This is a genomic window from Pseudactinotalea sp. (genome assembly GCF_048594945.1).
GTDB lineage: Bacteria > Actinomycetota > Actinomycetes > Actinomycetales > Beutenbergiaceae > Pseudactinotalea.
In genome coordinates this window covers 1-14,273 of sequence record NZ_JBMDXJ010000196.1, presented here as the reverse complement: position 1 = coordinate 14,273, position 14,273 = coordinate 1, and the positions used below count along the sequence as shown (strand labels likewise).

19 protein-coding genes are annotated in these 14,273 nt (G+C 70.0%); 15 read left to right on the top strand and 4 right to left on the bottom strand.

Annotated features, from left to right (window positions below):
• Positions 1-506: gamma-glutamyltransferase (locus ACOJSN_RS08680; protein ID WP_420112097.1), on the bottom strand; the 506-nt coding region annotated here is incomplete at its 3' end.
• 67 nt (positions 507-573) lie between these two features.
• Here ACOJSN_RS08680 and ACOJSN_RS08675 point away from each other — a divergent pair.
• The 3 genes from ACOJSN_RS08675 to ACOJSN_RS08665 all read left to right on the top strand — a co-directional run bounded on the left by ACOJSN_RS08675 (position 574) and on the right by ACOJSN_RS08665 (position 2,805).
• Positions 574-1,044, top strand: a complete 471-nt coding sequence (locus tag ACOJSN_RS08675) for a hypothetical protein (RefSeq protein WP_420112096.1) — start codon at positions 574-576, stop codon at positions 1,042-1,044.
• Positions 1,034-1,339, top strand: a complete 306-nt coding sequence (locus ACOJSN_RS08670) for a transcriptional regulator (RefSeq protein ID WP_420112095.1) — start codon at positions 1,034-1,036, stop codon at positions 1,337-1,339. The genes ACOJSN_RS08675 and ACOJSN_RS08670 overlap by 11 nt, the downstream gene beginning before the upstream one ends.
• A gap of 125 nt (positions 1,340-1,464) precedes the next feature.
• Positions 1,465-2,805 carry an ABC transporter substrate-binding protein gene (locus ACOJSN_RS08665; RefSeq protein WP_420112094.1) on the top strand — a complete coding sequence of 447 codons (1,341 nt, stop codon included), beginning with the start codon at positions 1,465-1,467 and terminating at the stop codon, positions 2,803-2,805.
• Between the two features lie 112 nt (positions 2,806-2,917).
• Here ACOJSN_RS08665 and ACOJSN_RS08660 read toward each other — a convergent pair whose 3' ends face one another.
• Entirely contained in the window at positions 2,918-3,706 is a 789-nt protein-coding gene (locus ACOJSN_RS08660; protein WP_420112093.1) for a deoxyribonuclease IV, read from the bottom strand.
• 135 nt (positions 3,707-3,841) lie between these two features.
• On the opposite strand from ACOJSN_RS08660, the gene ACOJSN_RS08655 reads away from it, so the two are divergent.
• The 5 genes from ACOJSN_RS08655 (at position 3,842) to ACOJSN_RS08635 (ending at position 7,859) form a co-directional block, all read left to right on the top strand.
• The gene (locus tag ACOJSN_RS08655) at positions 3,842-4,987 is read left to right on the top strand and encodes an LLM class flavin-dependent oxidoreductase (RefSeq protein WP_420112098.1); all 1,146 of its coding nucleotides are present in this window, start codon (positions 3,842-3,844) and stop codon (positions 4,985-4,987) included.
• Complete coding sequence (locus ACOJSN_RS08650; RefSeq protein ID WP_420112092.1) at positions 4,984-5,586, top strand: FMN reductase; 603 nt, start codon at positions 4,984-4,986, stop codon at positions 5,584-5,586. The genes ACOJSN_RS08655 and ACOJSN_RS08650 overlap by 4 nt, the downstream gene beginning before the upstream one ends.
• Positions 5,586-6,062 (top strand): MarR family winged helix-turn-helix transcriptional regulator, encoded by a 477-nt coding sequence (locus ACOJSN_RS08645; protein WP_420112091.1) that lies wholly within the window; start codon positions 5,586-5,588, stop codon positions 6,060-6,062. Before ACOJSN_RS08650 ends, ACOJSN_RS08645 begins: the two co-directional genes overlap by 1 nt.
• Positions 6,063-6,175: 113 nt before the next feature.
• On the top strand, positions 6,176-7,060 hold the full coding sequence (locus tag ACOJSN_RS08640) for a 3-methyladenine DNA glycosylase (protein ID WP_420112090.1): 885 nt from the start codon (positions 6,176-6,178) through the stop codon (positions 7,058-7,060).
• Between the two features lie 106 nt (positions 7,061-7,166).
• Positions 7,167-7,859 carry a hypothetical protein gene (locus tag ACOJSN_RS08635; RefSeq protein ID WP_420112089.1) on the top strand — a complete coding sequence of 231 codons (693 nt, stop codon included), beginning with the start codon at positions 7,167-7,169 and terminating at the stop codon, positions 7,857-7,859.
• A 52-nt stretch (positions 7,860-7,911) separates the two neighbouring features.
• Here the strand turns inward: ACOJSN_RS08635 and ACOJSN_RS08630 are convergent, their stop codons facing one another.
• The gene (locus ACOJSN_RS08630; protein ID WP_420112088.1) at positions 7,912-8,472 is read right to left on the bottom strand and encodes a winged helix-turn-helix domain-containing protein; all 561 of its coding nucleotides are present in this window, start codon (positions 8,470-8,472) and stop codon (positions 7,912-7,914) included.
• Between the two features lie 25 nt (positions 8,473-8,497).
• On the opposite strand from ACOJSN_RS08630, the gene ACOJSN_RS08625 reads away from it, so the two are divergent.
• On the top strand, positions 8,498-9,739 hold the full coding sequence (locus tag ACOJSN_RS08625) for an MFS transporter (protein WP_420112087.1): 1,242 nt from the start codon (positions 8,498-8,500) through the stop codon (positions 9,737-9,739).
• 5 nt (positions 9,740-9,744) lie between these two features.
• On the opposite strand, the gene ACOJSN_RS08620 is transcribed toward ACOJSN_RS08625, so the two are convergent.
• Positions 9,745-10,290: a nitroreductase family protein gene (locus tag ACOJSN_RS08620; RefSeq protein WP_420112086.1), complete on the bottom strand. Its 546-nt coding sequence runs from the start codon at positions 10,288-10,290 to the stop codon at positions 9,745-9,747.
• Positions 10,291-10,348: 58 nt separating this feature from the next.
• On the opposite strand from ACOJSN_RS08620, the gene ACOJSN_RS08615 reads away from it, so the two are divergent.
• From ACOJSN_RS08615 to ACOJSN_RS08590, 6 genes are all read left to right on the top strand, one after another.
• The gene (locus tag ACOJSN_RS08615; RefSeq protein WP_420112085.1) at positions 10,349-10,909 is read left to right on the top strand and encodes a DNA-3-methyladenine glycosylase I; all 561 of its coding nucleotides are present in this window, start codon (positions 10,349-10,351) and stop codon (positions 10,907-10,909) included.
• Positions 10,910-10,940: 31 nt separating this feature from the next.
• Positions 10,941-11,411 (top strand): hypothetical protein, encoded by a 471-nt coding sequence (locus ACOJSN_RS08610; protein ID WP_420112084.1) that lies wholly within the window; start codon positions 10,941-10,943, stop codon positions 11,409-11,411.
• 92 nt (positions 11,412-11,503) lie between these two features.
• Positions 11,504-12,352, top strand: coding sequence for a hypothetical protein (locus tag ACOJSN_RS08605; protein WP_420112083.1), 849 nt, complete (start codon positions 11,504-11,506; stop codon positions 12,350-12,352).
• Positions 12,353-12,471: 119 nt separating this feature from the next.
• Positions 12,472-12,939, top strand: coding sequence for an HNH endonuclease (locus ACOJSN_RS08600; protein ID WP_420112082.1), 468 nt, complete (start codon positions 12,472-12,474; stop codon positions 12,937-12,939).
• An 85-nt stretch (positions 12,940-13,024) separates the two neighbouring features.
• Complete coding sequence (locus ACOJSN_RS08595; protein WP_420112081.1) at positions 13,025-13,858, top strand: hypothetical protein; 834 nt, start codon at positions 13,025-13,027, stop codon at positions 13,856-13,858.
• 112 nt (positions 13,859-13,970) lie between these two features.
• A complete protein-coding gene (locus tag ACOJSN_RS08590; protein ID WP_420112080.1) occupies positions 13,971-14,252 on the top strand; it encodes a hypothetical protein in 282 nt (93 codons plus the stop codon).
• Positions 14,253-14,273: the final 21 nt, after the last annotated feature.

Below are 14,273 nucleotides of genomic sequence, written 5' to 3'. Positions count from 1 at the left end.
GCCGAGCCGCGCCAGTGGTCGCGGAAGGTGTCCGCGACGGTGCCGATGGTGCGGGCCGCCGCGGGCAGCAGCGGGTACCCCTCGCGCGCGTACCCGATCGCATACTGCGCCACCGCGCGCAGCGGCAACGTGCCGTAGTGCGCGAGCAGGTGCATCCACGCGCCCCACGAACCCGGCACAGTCGCGGGCAGCAGGCCGGCGCCCGGGATCTCGGTGAGGCCGAGGCCGGCGAACGCATCGAGTGTGGCAGACGCCGGGGCCACACCCTGCCCGCAGACCACGAAGCTGCGCCCACTGCGCGCCTCGTGCGCGATCACCGGCACCTCACCCGCGATCCCGTTCAGGTGCGGCTCCACCACATGCAGCGTGAGCCCGGTGGCCACGGCGGCGTCATACGCGTTCCCACCCGCCTCCAGCACCGCCATGCCAGCCGCCGAAGCAAGCCAGTGCGTCGACGCCACCATCCCGAACGTCCCCAGCAGCTCCGGTCGCGTCGTGAACGTCATCGCCCCAGTCTCCCCGATGCCGGCGTCGCACTTGCTTTCCGTAGTGGCAAGTGATTAACTTTCCGACATGGAAAGCAACGGCGAGACGCCTCGGACCGACGCGGCCTCCGCGCAGGCCGCCCTCGACTCGATCACCACCGACCGGAGTGATATCGGGGCACGCTTCACCAAGGAGACCTGGTGGGCGGCCCCGGGGCAGGGAGCAGGCGTTGCCCTGCTCGTCGCGGCGCCCGCCCCAGGACTTCCGTGGATGGCCGTGCTGTCGCTGGCCGGCGTGATCGTTCTGCTGGTGGTCGAGATCCAGTTCCGGAAGCGGACCGGCCTCACGATCTCGCGCCCGGCCGGCCCCCTCGGCTGGACGCTGGCCATCCTGGCAGTTGTCGTGATGGCTGGTGGCGTGGTGGCATCCACCACGTTGTCGCTGGCGGGACCGACGCAATGGATCCCCGCGCTGGTGGCAGCCGCGTTCGTGCTCACCGCGCTGATCGTGGTGCTCTACGACCGCGCCTACGCACACGAGGTCACTCGTGTTCGCTGAACCGAACTTCGACGAGGCGATCCACGCACCCACCCGGCTCCGTCTGTGCGCGATGCTCCGCCCGCTCGACCGTGCCGACTTCGCCACGATCGCGGCCTCCCTCGACCTGAGCGAGGCCACGCTCTCCAAGACGATCCGCAATCTCAGCGATCTCGGCTACGTGAGCACGTCCAAGCAGGCCTCGGAGGGCCGATCCGACGCGCGCCGCACCACCACCGTGCAGCTCACCGCAGCGGGACGCCGCGCCTTTGACGGGCACCTCGCCGCGCTGCGGGCGCTCGCGCCACAGGCCTGAGTCGACCCACCGCCCGGGTCACGATTCGGACGCAACCTCGCGCCGCCGTCGTCGGACATACGAAGCGGGGATAACGTGAGCCTGATTCCGTCCTGTTGGCCCACGCGTCACTAAGGGGTTCACCGATGTTCAGCTCACCTGCCCGCCGCCTGGTACCGATCGTCGCGGCCGGCGCCGTGCTCGCGGCCGCTGCCTGCTCCCCCGGCTCGAGCGGTGGCGGAGGCAACACCGGGGACGACGGCGGTGACGTCACCACCGTGACGTTCCGACTCTGGGACGAGAACGCGGCAGCCTCGTACGAGGCGTCGTTCGCGGCGTTCACCGAACAGCACCCCGAGATCGAGGTCGAGATCGAAGAGGTGCCGTGGGCGAACTACTGGGACCAGCTGCCGCTGGACATCCAGGCCGGCGAGATGGCGGACATCTTCTGGACCAACACCTCGAACTACGGCATCTACGCCGACAACGGCAACCTGCTCAACATCTCCGAGGTACTCGGTGACGACCACGACGAGTGGAGCGCCGGCTCTGCCGACCTCTACACGCGCGACGGCTCCCTGTGGGGCGTGCCGCAGCTGACCGACTCGATCGCGCTGTTCTACAACAAGACGCTGCTGGATGCGGCCGGTGTCGACCCGAACGAGCTCGCCTGGAGCCCGAACGCCGACGAGGACACGCTGCTGCCGGCGCTGCAGCAGCTGACGACGGACTCCGCGGGCGTGACTGCGGCCGAGGACGGCTTCAATCCCGACAGCGTGGACGTGTACGGCTTCAACGCCCAGAACGACCTGCAGGCCATCTATATCGACTTCCTCGCCCAGAACGGTGCGCAGTTCCAGGACGGCGACGAGTACGCCTTCAACTCTCCCGAGGGCGTCGCGGCCTTCCAGTATCTGGTCGACCTGATCAACACCCACCACGTCGCGCCCCCTGCGGCCGACACCAACGCCAACGGTGACCTCTCCCGCGAGTACTTCGTGCAGGGCAAGCTCGCGCTGTTCCAGTCCGGGCAGTACTCGCTGCCGGCGATGGCCGACATCGGCGAGGACTTCGAGTGGGGCATCGCACCGATGGTCGCCGGCCCCGAGGGTCGGATCGGCGTGGTCCACTCGGTCGCCGCGCTCGGCAACGCCGCCACCGAGCACCCGGACGAGGTAGCCGAGGTGCTTGCCTGGATCGGGTCCGCCGAGGGTCAGGGCTACCTGGCGCAGGACGGCTCGGCCTTCCCGGCCGCCGTGGACGCCCAGCAGGCCTTCGCGGACTACTGGGACGGCCAGGGCGTGGACACCACCGCGTTCGTGGAGCAGGCCGCCGGCCAGACCACGCCCGCGCCGCTCGGCCCGAACTCCAACGCGGGCCTCAACGCGATCGGCGCCTACTTCGGCGACATGTTCCTCGGTGACATCCCCGTGGAGCAGGCGCTGCAGCAGGCGCAGGACGCCGGTAACGAAGCGATCGCGGAGTAGTCGGGCGGGTGGGCACAAGGCCCACGAGATCGTCAGTTCTGCGTGAGATCGTCAGGGTGCGGTGACGATCTCGAGCCGGACTGACGATCTCGCTGTTGGGGGGCCGGCGCCCTCAGCCCAGCCGCTCCCGCAGCCAAGCGATATCGGCACTTTGCTCGACCTCGGCACCCGGGGTCTCGACGACGGCGGGGGCGACGGCATCGCGAATCACCGCGAGCAGGTCGTCGGCGGGGATGTGGCCCTGGCCGAGGTTCGCATGACGGTCGGCGCCTGAGTCGAAGGCATCGCGGCTGTCGTTGACGTGCACCACGTCGACGCGGCCGGTGGCGGCCTTGACACGGTCGACCAGCCCGACGAGCTGTTCGCCACTTGCCCACGCGTGGCAGGTGTCGAGGCAGAAGCCCACGTTGTCCTCGCCCGCGGCGCGCACGGCCTCCCACAGCCCGGCGATCCGCTCGACGCCGCGCGCCATCGCGCCATCACCGCCGGCGGTGTTCTCGATGAAGACCGCGGTGGGTCGTTCGAGCTTCTCGAGGCACTTGCGCCAGTTGTCGTAGCCCTTCTCCAGCGGGGTGCCGGCCTCGACGTGGCCGCCGTGCACCACCAGCCCGATCGCCCCGATCTCGGCGGCCGCGTTGACCTGCTTCTGCAGCAGCGTGCGGCTCGGGATCCGGATGCGGTTGTTCGTGGAGGCCACGTTGATCCGGTACGGCGCGTGCACCACGATCGGCAGGTCCGCCTCGGCCGCCGCTTCGCGCAGTGCCTCCGCCCCGCCCGGGTACAGCACCTCCGGGTCCTTCCATGCCTGCGGCGCCCCGAGGAAGAGCTGAACGACGTCGGCGCCGCGCGCCTTCGCTCCGGCGATGGGGTCTTCGGCTTCGACGTGTGATCCGATCCGCATGAGCCCAGGCTACGGCCCGCCGCTGACACCGCCGCCCCCACCCTTCCGCCAGGCGGGCGGGGAATAGATCCACCTCACAGCCGTTGAGTAGTTCAGATTTGAACGACTTATGAGAGGATCGGTTCCATGAGCAGCATGCAGTTCGGGATCTTCACCGTCGGTGACGTGACCCCTGACCCCACGACCGGTAAGACCCCCACCGAGGGCGAGCGCATCCAAGCGATGCTCTCGTACGCGCTCAAGGCCGAGGAGGTGGGACTGGACGTGTTCGCCACGGGTGAGCACCACAACCCGCCGTTCGTGCCGTCGAGCCCCACGACGATGCTCGGCTGGATCGCCGCCAAGACGAAGCGGCTGCTGCTGACCACCGCCACCACACTCATCACCACGAACGACCCGGTCAAGATCGCCGAGGACTTCGCGATGCTGCAGCACGTCTCCGAGGGCCGTGTGGACCTCACGCTGGGCCGCGGCAACACCGGTCCGGTCTACCCCTGGTTCGGTAAGGACATCCGCGACGGCATCGAGCTCGCCGTGGAGAACTACGCGCTGCTGCGGCAGCTGTGGCGCGAGCCTGTGGTCAACTGGTCAGGGAAGCACCGCACGCCGCTGCAGGGCTACACCTCCACCCCTTCCCCGCTCGACGGCGTTCCCCCGTTCGTGTGGCACGGCTCGATCCGCTCGCCGCAGATCGCCGAGCAGGCCGCCTTCTACGGCGACGGGTTCTTCCACAACAACATCTTCTGGAACAAGGAGCACACCGAACAGATGGTGAAGCTCTACCGGCAGCGCTTCGCGCACTACGGGCACGGCGCTCCGGAGCAGGCGATCGTGGGCCTCGGTGGCCAGATCTACATGGCTGAGACCAAGGCGCAGGCGATGAAGGAGTTCCGCCCGTACTTCGACGTGGCGCCGGTGTACGGCCACGGCCCGAGCCTGGAGGACTTCAGCGAGATGACGCCGCTGACCGTGGGCACGCCGGAGGAGGTCATCGAGCGGACGCTGAGCTTCCGTGACTACGCGGGCGACTACCAGCGCCAGCTGTTCCTCATCGACCACGCCGGCCTGCCGCAGCAGGCGGTGCTGGAGCAGATCGAGATCCTGGGCACCGAGGTGGTCCCGGTGCTGCGGCGCGAGTTCGACCGGCTTCGCGCGCCGGGAGTGCCCGACGCGCCTACGCACGCCTCGTTGGTCGCCGCCGCCGGATCACAGGACACCGCGCAGGTCGAGCGTGACGATGTGGACACTGCTGCCGCTATCGCTCCGGAGGCGACCCGATGAAGATCGTGACCATCGCTGCGGGACTCAGCGAGCCGTCGTCGACCAGGCTGCTCGCCGATCGTCTCGAGAAGGCGACGGCGACGGCCCTGCAGGCCAAAGGCGCCGCCGTCGAGAGCACGACGATCGAGGTGCGCACGCTCGCGCACGACGTGGTCGACATGATGCTGACGCGCGTGGCCTCGCCCGAGCTCGACGAGGCCCGCAAGCAGGTGCAGGAAGCGGACGCGCTGATCGTGGTGAGCCCGACCTTCACGATGTCCTACTCCGGGCTCTTCAAGTCCTTCATCGACGTGCTCGAGGACGGTTCGCTCGCGGGTATGCCCGTGCTGCTCGCCGCGACCGGCGGGACCGCGCGGCACTCGATGGTGCTGGACACGGCGCTCCGCCCACTGCTGTCTTACGTGAAGGCGCTCACCGTCCCGACCGCGGTCTACGCGGCCGCCGAGGACTGGGGCAGCCCGGGGCTCGATGCCCGCATAGAGAAGGCCGGCGACGAGCTCGCGGATCTGCTGATGGCGCTGCCCAGCCGGCGCCGCAGCGACCCGTTCGACGCCGACTCCTCCGACTTCGTCGACTTCGCCTCGTTGCTGGGCAAGTGATGACCACGACGGCGGAGCGCACCATGGCCTCGAACGTCACCAAGGCGCAGGCCTGGCGGGCGTACTTCGAGACCACGGCGCTGCTGACGGCCGAGCTCGAGAAGCGGATGAAGGCCGACTCCGGCATCGACTTCGGCGACTTCAACGTGCTGCTCGTGCTGAGCGAGGCCTCGGGCCAACGGTTGCGGCTCGGCGAACTGGCCCGCGCGCTCGCGTTCGGGCCCGGCCGGCTCACCTACCGGATCGACCAGCTGGCCAAGCGCGACCTGGTCCGACGCGAGCCGTGCCCGGATGACAAGCGCGGCTTCGAGGCGGTGCTCACGACCGAGGGCCACCGCGCCCTCCGCCGCGCCCGCCCGATCCACGCCCGGCACGTCAACGAGCTGCTGCTCGACGACGTCACCGAGGATCAGGCCCAGACCTTGCTCGACGTCTTCACCCCCCTCCGCGCTCGCCTCTCCCACTTTCAACGCTGATCCGGCAACCACGGACTCTCAACGCTGTTTCGGCGGACGCGGAGTGACCAAACAGCGTTGAAAGAGTCTCGGAGCCGGATCAGCGTTGAAAGTTGGGGGCTACGGTGCTGTGCGTGGAGGTCCTGGAGGAGCGGGTCTGGCGGGAGCGGGCGCGCACGCACGCCGAGCGGGTCGACCCGCTCGTGGCCGACCACCTCGCGCGCAAGCGCGAGCGCACGCCGCACCCGGTGCACGACTTCCTCTTCACCTACTACTCCTACAAGCCCAGCCAGCTGCGGCGCTGGCACCCGGGCTACGGCGTCGGGCTGGAGAACGGACACGAGTACGCGGATCTCCGTGGCTACGAGATGGTCGACGGCGTTGCTCGCGTCTCGGCGAGCATGCTCGCCGAGCGTAGGGATCAGATCGCAGGGACACACGCGTTTCTGGCCGCCACCGTGAGCCGCCCGCCGAACACGGGCATCTTAGGGATGCACGAGTGGGCGATGGTGTACCGGAGCGAGGGCACCCGCCACCCGCACGCGCTCCGGCTCGGTCCCGAGGGCACCGACCGCGTGGTCGAGTCGCACCGGATCGCCTGCAGCCACTTCGACGCCTACCGCTTCTTCACCCCTGCCGCACGCGACCGAAACACGCTGCGGCCCGGCCCCGGCGACAGGCCATCGTTCGAGCAGCCCGGCTGCCTGCACGCAGGCATGGACCTGTACAAGCACGCGTTCAGGCTCGCGCCGCTCGTGCCCTCAGACCTGATCGCCGATTGCTTCGAGCTCGCCCGGGACATCCGTGTGCTGGACATGCGCGCGGCGCCCTACGACTTGGCGGGGCTCGGGTTCGACCCGGTCCGCGTCGAGACTGCGGAGGGTAAGCGGACCTACGCCGCTGCCCAGGCCGCGTTCGCCGAGCGGGGCGCTCCGCTGCGCGGCCGGCTGATCGAGGCGTGCGACGCGCTGCGGGCGCAACAGAATCGTGGCCAGATGAGCGAGAGCGCCCGAAACTAGCCCGGTTCCGCGATCTGGCCACGAATGTGTCGCAGCAGGCGTCCCCTGCTGCCCTGGACGCCTGGCGCTCCCCCCTGCGAAGATGCTGCGATCGGGGAGGCGGCTCATGGAACGACTGGACCTCACACCGCTGAGTGAGCGGGCAGTCGGCGAGCGTTGGCGGCGGTTCCGTGCCGAGACACGCGCCGAGTTCTGGAGCATTCGCGCCCGCCGCCGCTACCGAATGGCCGAGCTCGCGCGTGTCAACGGACTCGAGTACGAGCCTGTGGCCACACCGCGGCGCCCGAAGGCACACATCTTCACCGTGCCGCCGCACCGGGTGCACTCGGACCGGTTCTCCACTCCCCGCTTCGTCGTAGGCAACTACGAGGAGATCTGGGACGACGGCCAGAGCGAGACCAGGGCCTACCAGCACAGCTACGTTGTGTTCCAGCTTCGGGAGAGCTACCCCCGCACGTTGGTGGCGCACACCCTCACCCAGCGCATCACGTGGCTGAAGAACATCGAGCCGGTGCCGGGACCGGACCGCCGACAGGTCTGGTCCACCGATCCCGAGGACCCGCTTCTGCAGCGACTGCTGGCGTGCGGCGTGGTCGAGCAGTTGCCCGCAGTCAAGGCGAGGGAGATCGAGATCGTGGGCAACGAGTTGTTCGTGCTCCGCGGCGGGCACCTCCGGCTCGACCGACCACAGGTCTGGAAGGGCCTGGACGCCGTGGCCGACGCGCTCGCACCGTTCCTCGCGCCGACAGCAGGCCCGGGCGAGCACAATCAGGTGGCCACCGCGAGCCACGAGCGCTGATCGTCCAGCCGAGCCGCGACCAGCTGCTTCTAGCGGCCCACACCGCGCCTGCCTAGCGACCCACCCTCGGCACGTGTGCCCAGTGCGTCTCCCACTCGCCGACGTCGGGACCGTTTGTTTCGGAGATCTCGTCGTACTCGTCGAACAGCAGGTTCAGCCGGCTGAGCAGGTCTGCGCTCTGCTCCTCGGTGAGGCGCAGCACCTGGGTCGACATCGCCCCGGTCCCTGTGGAGCCGGCGTCGACCCACCGCTCGACCGCTCGGGTGAGCGTGTCGATCCAGATCCCGACGGTGGTGCGCAACTGCAGGCGTGATCCCGCGCCGCGCTCTCCCTGCCGCACCCGGAACGATCGCGCCGCGCGCCGGTACCGGCGTTCCCGGCCGTCGTCGGCCTCGCTCGGCAGGAGCACACCGGCCTTCTCGAGCATCCGCAGGTGGTAGCTCATCGCCGAAGGCGTCAGCCCGCAGAGCTCCGCCGCCTCGGTCGCGGTGAGTTCTCGCCCCTCGTAGGTCTCGGAGATCACCCGCTGTCTGGCCTCGTGCGCCAGCAACTTCAGCGCCTGTGGCCCCTCCAGCTCCAGGAGCTTTGGCAGCTCGTCCTCTTGACTCGTCATGGTCTGAAGTATATCTTTCAGATTTATGAAGCATTCCTTTCGGATTGACACAAGCGTCTGGTCACACCGCGACGTCCGGCTGATCCTCCCGGCGCGCACGCTCGCGCTCGCCGGCAACGCGATGGCGATCGTCACTCTGCTGCTGCAGGCACACGACCGCGGCTTCGGCACCCTCGGCGTCGCGGCCCTGCTCGTCTGCCTCGCGCTCCCAGCGGTCGCGATGATGGGCCTGGCGGGTCGGCTCGCCGACAGCCACGACTCACGCGTGCTGCTCTCCGCCGGCGTCGGCGTGCAGGTGCTGGCCTTCTGCCTGCTGGCCTGGAGCCCGGCGTTCGCCGTCACCCTGGTCGGCGTGCTGTTGCTCGAGCTGGGTCAGGCCGTCATCGGGCCGGTCTGGACCGCGTTGCTGCCCCGCGTCGTCGGTGACGAGCAGATCGGCTCGGTCATCGCCTGGCAGCAGGGTCTCGGTGCGGTCGCGGCCCCGATCGGTGCCGCCCTCGGGGGCGTGCTGTTCGGCGCCTTCGGCGCCTCTCCCGCACTGTTCGGCGCCGCTGGCGCCTTCGCCGTGCTCTGGCTCGTGGTCCAAGCCATCCGCACCCGCCGCCACCTCTCGGCGGAAACGGCGGAGGACCCGACGGCGGAGATCACCTCATCCCGGCTGCTCGCCGGAGTGGGGCTGCTCCGGCACGACGCCGTGGTGTGGCCCGTTTTCCTGGCCCTGCTCCCGATGGTCGTGCTGGTCGAGGGTGTCAACGCCGTAGAGGTCTTCCTCGCACGGGACACCCTGGGTGCGACCCCGGCCCAGTACGGGCTCGGCGAGCTCGCGGCCGGCGCTGGCGGCGTGGTGGGCGCCGCGCTGGCCGGCCGGTTGCGCGGCGAGCACGCCTGGGTGTGCGGCACGATCGGCGGGTTCGCGATCGCCTGCGGTGCACTGGCGCTCGCCGGCGCATCGCCGTCGTTCTGGTTCTACCTCGCCGTCATGGTCGTGGTCGCCGGTGCCGCTGCGCTCGGTAACGCCGCCAACGGTGCGCTGATCGTCACGCGGACTCCGGACGCCCAGCGAGGCACTGTCGGCGCAGCCCTGAGCGGTATCGCCCGCACAGGATCGGTGCTCGCCCTAGGCCTTGGCGGCCTCGTGGGGACGCTCGCCTCACCGCGTGCGGTGTTCATCGGCGGTGGGATCCTCGGCATGTGCACCGTGCTCGTGCTCGGCGGGTCCGCGCTGCGGCGGGTCCACGACCAGCCGGCGGCCGCCGCCTCGAGCTGAAGCTCTCAGTGCTCCCCGTACCGCTCCCAGCTGACGATCTCCGCCAGCGGCTTGCGCCCGGACAGCTGCGGCGACGCCTGCTCCTGCGAGGTATCGGTGTACCCGAGCCCGATCGCCGACCACGGGTCCAGGTGGGCGGGGATCCCGAGCAACTCACGGACCTGCTGGCGGTTCTCCGCGGTGCCGAACCACGCGGTCCCGCTGCCGATCCCGAGGGCACGGGCGGCGAGCATGACCCGCTCCTGCAGCCGGCCGTCGTCGTACGCGACCGACCGCGCCTCGCCCTCGAGCGCCACCACGATCGAGGCGGCCACGCCACCGAGGAACGCCGTGAACGCACCGGCGTCCGCGAGCGCCTGGTTCGTCGCCGGGTCCGTCACCACGATCAGGTGCCACGGCTGCGTGTTCTTGGCGCTGCCGGTCCAGCGCGCCACCTCGAGCAGCTGCTCGAGGTGCTCGCGTGCGATCGGGTCGGGGAGGAATCGGCGGGACTGGCGCAGGCTGCGCAGCGCGGCGAGTGCGGACTCGGGCGGGAACTCGGGTGTGCTCACAGCACTATCGTGCCGCGATCCGGGCACGATGTCCGGGGTGCCGCCTACGATCTCGCGCATGAAGACGTTCCGCTGCTTCGGGACCGGCGACCCCCTCTACGAGGCGTACCACGACAACGAGTGGGGAGTCCCGCCGTCGAGCAGTCCGGATGAGCACGAGCTGTTCGAGCGGATGAGCCTGGAGGCCTTCCAGTCCGGGCTGGCATGGATCACCATCCTGCGCAAACGGGAGAGCTTCAGGAGTGCGTTCTCGGGGTTCGACCCCGCCGCTGTCGCGGCGTTCGACGACGACGACGTCGCTCGCCTGATGGCTGATGCCGGCATTGTCCGTAACCGGGCCAAGATCGAGGCGACGATCGCCAATGCCCGCGCCCTGCTCGGACTGCACGAGCAGGGCGAGCGGCTCGAGGAGGTCTTCGAGGCCCATCGGCCGCCGCCGCGGATGGCGCGACTGTCCGGGCTCGACCAGATGCCGGCGAGCACACCGGAGTCGGTCGCGTTGGCCAAGGACCTCAAGAGGCGAGGCTTCCGGTTCGTGGGTCCCACCACCGCGTACGCCGCGATGCAGGCGCTCGGCTACGTTGATGACCACGTGGAGGGGTGTGTCAGCGCCCGCTGACCACCGACCGTCACCACCGACAGGAGCAACCGTGAGCACGCCGATCCGTGTCACCGCCCAGACCATGGGCGTGACCGTCTTCAACACCAAGCACGCCACCCTGGAGTGGACGCCTGACGGCCGGATCCGGATCGTCCAGGTCGAGCCGGGCGCGCAGCCGGTGGTGCTGCTCGACACGCCGCCGCAGGGTCTGAAGTCGGTCAGCAACCACACGGTCAACCAGAGCATGTTGGTGTTCAAGCCGCAGACAGGTCCGGCGATCAAGGTCTCGCTCCTGGGCAGCATGCTCGCCCCCGAGCCCGACGAGTCCGCCGACTCCTACGCACGCCGTGCCGCCACCACCGGCGTGCCGCCGCAGAGCTGGTGGGTGGAGTCCTTGGCCGGGAGCGGTGTCAAGGTCGACAACTGGGGCTGGGGCAAGACGTTCGCGATCGCAGGCGGCATCGTCGTCGGGATCATCGTGGTCTCGCTGCTCGCGTTTGCGCTGTCGGGCGGGTTCTGAGCTCTCAGAGGCCGGAAGGTTCCACCCCCGCAGCACTGTCTCTTCCGGGGCCGCTCGTCGACGATGACGTGAGGCCGAACCAGGAGGAGACCATGACCACCGTGACACACGGCGCCGACCCTGATGCCCTCCGGCGACTCGCCGAGGACATGCTCAACCACGCCGAGTACACGCTCGGGGTCGGCATCCGCACGCAGCAGGACCTGATCGCGCTGACGTGGTCCGGACCCGACGCCGATCGGGCTCGGCGGCACTGGGAGACCGTCGAGCTCCCGCGGATCCAGAGCACCACTCGGGCGCTCGCCGAGGCCGCGGGCGCCCTGCTCGCGCACGAGGCTCAACAGCGCGAGGCGAGCGAGCAGACCACCGGCGCGGCTGCGCCGTCGGGCACCCACGCGGCGACGCCGAGCCCAGCACCGACCGGCACCGACTCCGCGAGCCTGGCGAGCCGAGCACGCACCCTGCTCGACGTGCTGGCGAACGGACCCGAGCTCGCGCAGGTCGCGGCGGTGATGGCCGCGGGCGGGCGCGGCGCGGTGGCGATGACCCGAGGCCAGTACGAGTTCGTGAGTGCGCTGATCGCGGCGCACAGGCCCGTGGTCGGCGGGGCACTGCGCGTGGCCGGCCACCTCGGCACCGCGCTCAACGTCTACGACGTCGCTGCCGGTGTGCGCGACGACAACTGGTCCCAGACCGCCGGTGGTGCGGGCGGTCTCGCGGTCACCGCCCTCGGTGGCCCGGTCCTCGGCGCGACCTGGAGCACCGCCTACGCCGGCGGCACCGCGATCTACGACGGCATCCAGGGCACCACCTACGGTGACGCGTTGGAGCGCCGCAACGACATGGCGTTCGACACGCTCGGGGCGGGCGGCATGTTCATCGTTCCCGGCAACCTCGCCCTCGCCGCCTGGGACGTCCTCACCGGCAAGGGCCGCGACTGACTGTTCACCGAAAACCGGTGGCGGCGGACCGGCTTGTGGTCGACGATCACGAGGGCGCTTGGGCGCGGCACCTGGCCGTGCGGGCGTCGAGGTGCTGTCATACGTGAGGGAGGTGCAGCATGGCTGCGATGGTCCTGATCTACAACGCCGGTGGCGTCGAGGTCCACGACGTCAAGCCGCTGCGCCACGTCGTGACGATGCTGCACCGCGGGGTCGCCCGCGTGCTCGATGCAGCCGAGGGTGAGGCGTTCGGCCCGTACGAGAAGCCGGTGTCGGTCGAGCTGGTGCGGTACGTGTACGCGCGGTGGCGCTACGAGCGCACGGTGCCGGCCACCTACTCCTTCAAGGCGGTGCTGCAGCGTGACCGGCACACGTGCGCATACTGCGGGCGCTCGGCCACCACGGTCGACCACGTGGTGCCCCGCTGCCAGGACGGACCCTCGACCTGGCAGAACTCGGTGGCCGCGTGCCGCACCTGCAACGAGCGCAAGGGCGGCCGCACGCCCGAGCAGGCGGGGATGCGGCTGATGTGGGATCCCGTGCAGCCCGGTGCCAACACGGTCACCCGCAAGCGTCACGCCGCCTGAGCGGTGGGGAGGTCTGCACCTGTGAGCCGCCCGGTCCCTCCGATAGCCTGCGGGGCATCGACCGAAGGGGGACCGGGTGCTCAGGGTGACGCTGCGAGGGCGTGGTGTTCCCACAGTCGTGCTCGGTAGCGGTGAGGCGCTGATGTTCGGGCGGGCGCCCGATGTGGCGCTGCCGGAGTCGGACGTCGACGCCCAGCTCCGCACCACCGCGCTCGCCCTCCCCCGCGCCGCCGCGCACGTCTCGCGCGTGGTGGGCGAGCTCGCTGTGGGCGAGGAGGTCGCCCGGCTGCGGTGGCACGGCTCCACCGGCGCGCAGCTCTCCAGCCTCTTCGACGCACCCGGCGGTGCCCGCCGCGTGGCGCTCGGCACCGGTATGGCTGCCCTCCTCGACGAGGGCGAGAACCACCTGCTCCTGCTCCGGGGACGCGAGGAGGGCAAGGGGTTCACCGATCTGGTGCTCGTGCTCGACGTGGCCGAGGTCCGTGAGGGCTCCGACGATGTGGTTCCGTTCGTGCCTGAAGGAGATCCCGACGGCGCAGCCACCGCCGAGGCACCTCACCTCGAGCGGTGGTCACGTGAGTGGTACGTGGCGCTCGCGCTCGCCGAGCCCTGGCTCACGGGCTCCGACGACTACCCCCGGCCGCCGTCGAACCGGGAGATCTTCGAGCGGGTGCTCTTCTGGCGCGGGCATGCATGGAATCTTGAGCGCGCCCAGCGCGTCGACGATGCCATCCGCTCGATCGCGAGGCTCGCGTTCGGCCCTGCCGACGATCCCTTCACCGTGACGCAAGGGCGCGTGCAGAACGTGCGGTTCGCCGTCGGGCGTCGCGCGGCCGAGACAGCGCTGGTGACGACGGACGATCTCGAGGCGGTTCTCGACGCCCAGCAACGCGGCGCGGGACTCAACCCCACGGCCTGAGCACCACCCCTCCGCCGAGCGCGCGGCGGAACTTTCCACCCCCTCCACGCTGGTGCGGGCCACTGCTGCCTGCCTAGCGTCACCGTCATCGCACCGACACGAGGAGAGAGCGATGACGACCTACGACCGCAGCACGTTCTACGGGATCGACACCACAGAGACCCGCAGTCAGGCGCAGCAGATGGATGCCAACGCCGAGAACCTCGGAGCGCTGGTCAACGACATCGGCGCGCTGATGGAGTCCGTCCTCTGGCTCGGCCCAGGCGCCCAGCGATTCAAGTCCGACTGGGACGGGTCGATGAAGCCTCAGATGCAGCAGGCGTCGGAGAACCTGCACAGCAACGCCGCTGAGATGAAGCGGCGCGCCGACATGCAGGATGCGGCGTCAGCGTAGTTGAAGGACCGTCGCAGGGCG

What these genes read in the sequence shown, in the direction of transcription:
- ACOJSN_RS08625 (WP_420112087.1), top strand. Translation starts at nt 8,498, where the DNA reads ATGAAGCATTCCTTTCGGATTGACACAAGCGTCTGGTCACACCGCGAC.
- ACOJSN_RS08635 (WP_420112089.1), top strand. Translation starts at nt 7,167, where the DNA reads ATGGAACGACTGGACCTCACACCGCTGAGTGAGCGGGCAGTCGGCGAG.
- ACOJSN_RS08590 (WP_420112080.1), top strand. Translation starts at nt 13,971, where the DNA reads ATGACGACCTACGACCGCAGCACGTTCTACGGGATCGACACCACAGAG.
- ACOJSN_RS08655 (WP_420112098.1), top strand. Translation starts at nt 3,842, where the DNA reads ATGCAGTTCGGGATCTTCACCGTCGGTGACGTGACCCCTGACCCCACG.
- ACOJSN_RS08665 (WP_420112094.1), top strand. Translation starts at nt 1,465, where the DNA reads ATGTTCAGCTCACCTGCCCGCCGCCTGGTACCGATCGTCGCGGCCGGC.
- ACOJSN_RS08660 (WP_420112093.1), bottom strand. Translation starts at nt 3,706, where the DNA reads ATGCGGATCGGATCACACGTCGAAGCCGAAGACCCCATCGCCGGAGCG.
- ACOJSN_RS08630 (WP_420112088.1), bottom strand. Translation starts at nt 8,472, where the DNA reads ATGACGAGTCAAGAGGACGAGCTGCCAAAGCTCCTGGAGCTGGAGGGG.
- ACOJSN_RS08675 (WP_420112096.1), top strand. Translation starts at nt 574, where the DNA reads ATGGAAAGCAACGGCGAGACGCCTCGGACCGACGCGGCCTCCGCGCAG.
- ACOJSN_RS08615 (WP_420112085.1), top strand. Translation starts at nt 10,349, where the DNA reads ATGAAGACGTTCCGCTGCTTCGGGACCGGCGACCCCCTCTACGAGGCG.
- ACOJSN_RS08645 (WP_420112091.1), top strand. Translation starts at nt 5,586, where the DNA reads ATGACCACGACGGCGGAGCGCACCATGGCCTCGAACGTCACCAAGGCG.
- ACOJSN_RS08605 (WP_420112083.1), top strand. Translation starts at nt 11,504, where the DNA reads ATGACCACCGTGACACACGGCGCCGACCCTGATGCCCTCCGGCGACTC.
- ACOJSN_RS08650 (WP_420112092.1), top strand. Translation starts at nt 4,984, where the DNA reads ATGAAGATCGTGACCATCGCTGCGGGACTCAGCGAGCCGTCGTCGACC.
- ACOJSN_RS08600 (WP_420112082.1), top strand. Translation starts at nt 12,472, where the DNA reads ATGGCTGCGATGGTCCTGATCTACAACGCCGGTGGCGTCGAGGTCCAC.